This window comes from Thermoleptolyngbya sp. M55_K2018_002 (assembly GCF_015295965.1).
Lineage (GTDB): Bacteria > Cyanobacteriota > Cyanobacteriia > Elainellales > Elainellaceae > Thermoleptolyngbya > Thermoleptolyngbya sichuanensis.
Genome location: NZ_DVEA01000188.1, coordinates 1 through 5,205 on the forward strand (window position 1 = coordinate 1; position 5,205 = coordinate 5,205).

2 protein-coding genes and 1 pseudogene are annotated in these 5,205 nt (G+C 54.2%); all 3 read left to right on the forward strand.

Features of this window, described 5'->3' with window-relative positions; genetic code table 11:
• The first annotated feature begins 309 nt into the window (after nt 1-309).
• Entirely contained in the window at nt 310-1,593 is a 1,284-nt protein-coding gene (gene glyA, locus IGS51_RS09120; RefSeq protein ID WP_297078114.1) for a serine hydroxymethyltransferase, read from the forward strand.
• An 805-nt stretch (nt 1,594-2,398) separates the two neighbouring features.
• A complete protein-coding gene (locus IGS51_RS09125) occupies nt 2,399-3,811 on the forward strand; it encodes an amidohydrolase family protein (RefSeq protein ID WP_297078115.1) in 1,413 nt (470 codons plus the stop codon).
• A 305-nt stretch (nt 3,812-4,116) separates the two neighbouring features.
• Nucleotides 4,117-5,205: pseudogene (locus IGS51_RS09130) on the forward strand (hypothetical protein); the annotation flags it as partial.

The window sequence follows — 5,205 nt, forward strand, 5'->3', positions numbered from 1 at the left end:
CAAAGTAGTGCGCTACCAAGCTGCGCTACGCCCCGATACAGTTTGAGGGGATACGCGAAACGCGCTTAACAAGTATAGCACGGGAAGTGGGGATAGGTGCAAAGGGCTTTTGGGGCAATTGGGTCAAAAATTTTGGGACAACCTTGGGCGAAGCAGGCATCCCGCCCTGAAAATCGCCGCAGATTGGGTGAATCCGTCTCCTGCGGAACAGCGGTATGATCAAAACTCTGGGAAAGCAGGACGACCCTCTCACCCCCCGGCCTTCTTGACCTTGATGCAACAACCTAAAACAACCTTGGGAGCGTGTGTGTGACTCAAACAAACTGGGATCTTTTAGTAGAAACCGATCCGTTAGTGGCAGGCTTGATTCAAAAAGAGCTAAAGCGCCAGCAGGACCATCTAGAGCTAATCGCCAGCGAAAACTTCACTTCAGCGGCAGTGCTGGCGGCACAGGGGTCTGTATTGACGAATAAGTATGCCGAAGGGCTGCCGGGCAAGCGCTATTACGGCGGCTGCGAGTTTGTGGACGAAGTGGAGCAGTTGGCCATCGATCGGGCAAAGCAGCTTTTTGGCGCGGCCCATGCCAACGTACAGCCGCACTCTGGCGCACAGGCGAATATGGCGGTGTTTCTGACGCTGCTGGAACCGGGCGACACGTTTATGGGCATGGATCTGTCTCACGGCGGACACCTGACCCACGGTTCGCCTGTGAACGTGTCGGGCAAGTGGTTTAAGGCGTGTCACTATGGCGTGAACCACGACACCGAGCAGCTTGATTTTGACGAAATCCGGGAGGTGGCGCTGCACCATCGTCCCAAGCTAATTATTTGCGGCTATTCGGCCTATCCCCGCGTGATTGATTTTGAGAAATTCCGGGCGATCGCCGATGAAGTCGGAGCCTATCTCCTAGCCGATATTGCTCACATTGCGGGACTCGTTGCCACGGGCCATCACCCCAGCCCCATTCCCCACTGCGATGTCGTCACTACTACAACGCACAAAACCCTGCGCGGCCCCCGTGGCGGCCTCATCCTCACCCGCGACGCAGACCTGGGCAAAAAGCTGGACAAGTCTGTTTTTCCGGGAACCCAGGGCGGGCCGTTGGAACATGTCATCGCGGGCAAAGCCGTGGCCTTTGGCGAAGCGCTCCAGCCCAGCTTCAGCACCTATTCGGGGCAAGTGATTCAAAATGCTAAGGCAATGGCCGCCCAACTCCAGGCACGGGGACTGAAGCTGGTGTCGAACGGCACGGACAACCACCTGATGCTGGTTGATCTGCGCTCGATTGGCATGACGGGTAAAGTGGCCGACCAACTGGTGAGCGGTGTCCGCATTACCGCCAACAAAAACACCGTCCCCTTCGACCCCGAATCGCCCTTTGTCACCAGCGGTCTGCGGCTGGGTTCCCCCGCCATGACCACTCGCGGCATGGGCACGGCAGAATTCACCGAGATTGCCAATATCATCAGCGATCGCCTCTTAAACCCAGAGGACGAAAGCGTAGCCCAAACCTGCCGCGATCGCATCGCTGCTTTGTGCAGCCGCTTCCCGCTTTATCCCCATCTCAGCGCTCCGGTGCCCGCCCTAGTGTAAACCCATTCATGAAATACCCGGTCAATTAACACTAAGGTCGATTAGCACTAACTCGAAGCTTAATGCTAGATCAAAACGGAGGTGAGTGATAATACTTGCCTTCGTTTTTGATGCCCATTTTTGAGGTTTGATATTTGCTTGATTCACCCGATCATTCGCAGGCGTTCGGCAATCCATCGGGCGTATTTGACTGGATTGAGTACCACAGTATTTCGCATCACAATCTGGATGGAGGATACGCCGTGCTGATTTTATATTTTTTTAAGGCGAATTGTGTCCAAAGCTTGCTATGTCGCCTCAGCACCTAATTCCCTGGACAAGCCAAGAGATATTAACAATTACTTGTTTTAGTCAGACCCAGGTGGTATCTTGTGAGCGGAAATTCATAGATTGTCCATAGATCGCCTACAGATCACCATGTCTTCGTCTATCGCTATTTTTCGATGGACATTTCTTTCATCCCAGGCTTTTTCTGGCGATCTGTCTCGTTTTGTCAGCCTGGGTTTGCGAGTGGCGATCGCAAGATTTGGAACTAATTTGGAACTAAATCCTAAGAGGATGTTTGAAAAGTCCTACTGTTTGTAGCAAAGCGTGCAAGATCCCCCTAAATCCCCCTTAAAAAGGGGGACTTTAAAGCGGTTTCCCCCCTTTCTAAGGGGGGCTAGGAGGGATCTCTGAGTGCTTAACATTACAGGCAATACCTTTTCAAACACCCTCTAATTGCAGGTTTTGTAGCAAAGTGCATCTAGCTCGCTTTGGAAAAGCTACTGAGTTTACGTTAAGTCGTGAATAGGTCGTAAGGCATATGGGTTCCCGATTTCGATACTCGGCTATTTTAGGAGTCGTTTTACTCATTCTGATTGGTCTAGCAACGCAGGTGGGCTGGGCGCAGAGCCAACCTGCTGTGAACCTGCCAAATCCGGGCATCAATCGCGTTTTGTTTCAAAATGTGCGGGTGTTTGATGGCACCTCGCCCCTGCTTTCGGGCTCGACCAATGTACTAGTCATTGACAATAAAATCGAGCGCATTTCTACCTCGCCAATTCCGGTTCCTGCCGATCTCCGCACTCTCCTGATCAACGGGGAAGGCAAAGTGCTGATGCCGGGATTGATCGATGCCCACGTTCACCTGTTTCTGGAAGGGGTTGCGGGTCAGGCGGCTTTGTTCGAGGCGGGGGCTGGGGGAGATGCCTTGATTCAGCAGGTGTTTCGGGCTGCGGCTGAGAGTTCTACTCAGATGCTGATGAACGGGTTTACGAGTGCGCGGGATATGGCAGGGCCGGTGTTTGATCTGAAAAAGGCGATCGACCAGGGTCAACTCGCGGGGCCGCGACTCTGGCCGTCGGGTGCGATGATTTCTCAAACGTCGGGCCATGGGGACTTTCGCACGCTGGATGAACTGCCCCGAACACCGACTTCGGAACTGAGTCTGGCTGAGAAATATGGCGTGGGGGCGATCGCCGATGGTGTGCCCGAAGTCCTCCGGGCAACCCGTGAGCAGCTAATGCGGGGGGCCACTCAAATCAAGCTGGCGGCGGGTGGCGGTGTGGCTTCGGTCTATGACCCCCTCGATGTATCCCAATACACCGAAGATGAATTTCGCGCTGCCGTGGATGCGGCCGCAGATTGGAACACCTACGTCACGGTTCATGCCTATACGCCAAGAGCAATTCAGACTGCGATTCGAGCTGGGGTGAAGTGTATTGAACATGGTCAGTTGATGGATGAGCCAACCGCCAGACTGATGGCCGAAAAGGGAATCTGGCTGAGTATGCAGCCCTTTCTAGATGACGAAGATGCCAACCCCTATCCCGAAGGCAGTGAAAGCCGCAGGAAGCAGTTGCAAGTGGCAGAGGGCACGGATATTTCCTACGGGCTAGCCAAGAAATACAACATCAAAACTGCTTGGGGAACCGACATCCTGTATGACCCTGCAAAAACGGCTCGACGGGGCAGGCTGCTGTCAAAAATGGTGCGCTGGTATACGCCTGCGGAAGTGCTGAAGATGGCAACGCACGACAATGCAGAACTGCTGGCGATGTCTGGGCCACGCAATCCCTATCCAGGCAAGCTCGGCGTGGTCGAAGAGGGCGCTCTGGCAGATTTGCTGCTGGTGAATGGCAACCCTCTGGAAAACATTCGGCTGATTGATAATCCTGCTGAAAACTTCCTGGTGATTATGAAAGACGGCAAGATTTACAAAAATCTGCTGAGCTAATAGGGATTCTCTGGCTCATCCATCTGGCTTCTAGGAGGACAGATGGATGAGATTGCATTGCGCTCCGGTTCTTGCATCCAATCTGCAACCCGTGGTTCCGTCCAATGGTCTAAATTGTCGAATTCTAAGCTTGTTGCCCACTGCTTTACTGATATCTTGTGAAATGTTTTGCTGAAGTTTTAGGTCTGTTGAGCTAGTTTTACGAAACTTCGGTTTTGACAAACTCGCTTCACTGAACTTTAGTTTCACTTAACTTTGTGCTATGCATTTTGCATTTCAATTTGCCATTTCTCAGAGTTTTTATCATGCTTCGCCAATCTGCATTGTCCCAGGGGTGTTGTTCTCAGCATCTTTCCCAAACCGGGGGGCTGGAGGAGTGTCGGTCATCCAAGAAGCGCATGAGGGCGATCGCCCAGACGCTCTCTATTGCAGCGTCGGTGGCGGCGGTCGTATGGGTCGCCCCAGCCCATGCCACGGAACCGCGTCCATCCGCCCCCGAATCGGCTGAATCCATCCACCGGGATACTCCAGAAAGTTCAGCACTGGCGCTGGTTTCTGAAGATGCTGCCCTAGGAGAGTTGCGCGAAACCTCTAAGTTTTCATCCATCACCCTGCATCCCGATTCCATCCCCGCTGCCACCCCTCAGCCCGAACCTACAACCATCGCAGACATTCAAATCCAGCAAATCCAGCAGATCCAGAGGGACACCCCTGCACAGCCGCCAGCGCTCGAACCGCAGCCACAACCCACTGCACAGTTGCTCCTGGATGAGTCGCCAGCCGAAGAACCCATTGTTGATGAATCCTCCCTGGATGAATCGTCCCTGGCGCAAACCCCACTTGATCCGCTGGCTGAGCCATCTGAGCCTGCGCTGGAGCCTGTTGACCTGCCGGAACTGGAACCGGCCGATTTGCCCGAAGGTGAGTTTTCTTCTGAATCTGCACCCTTTGATCCTGAGGGGCAGTTGGCTGGTTCCGCAGAGTCCGGAGGGTCGAGATCGGGCAGCCGCTGGCAGGTTACCGTAGAGCCGTATTTCTTCATTCCGCTGGATGTGAGGGCAGACATTGCAGCCGTGGGGCGATCGACTACAATTCGGGCGGATCTGGACAACTTTTTGAACCTCGATCGCGCCTTCGATGGCGGCTTGCGGGTTGATGCCCAGAACGGTCGATTTGGGATTTTGCTCGACGGCTTCTATCTGTCGCTGGCCCAGAGTGGCACGCTGCCCGTCACCTTCCCAGCAGGAAGCCTCCTGCGCTTTGGCATTCCCTTTGAGGTAGAGGGCAGGGCCGATGCCAGTGCCTCTCTGCGCCAAGGCAAGATCGATCTGGCCGCATACTACCGCGTGGTTAACCAATCCCTGCGGCGATCGCCCACCCCCGCCAACCCGTTC

Bases quoted from the DNA above. Each gene is read 5' to 3' on its own strand.
- IGS51_RS09125 (WP_297078115.1), top strand. From the start codon at position 2,399: ATGGGTTCCCGATTTCGATACTCGGCTATTTTAGGAGTCGTTTTACTC.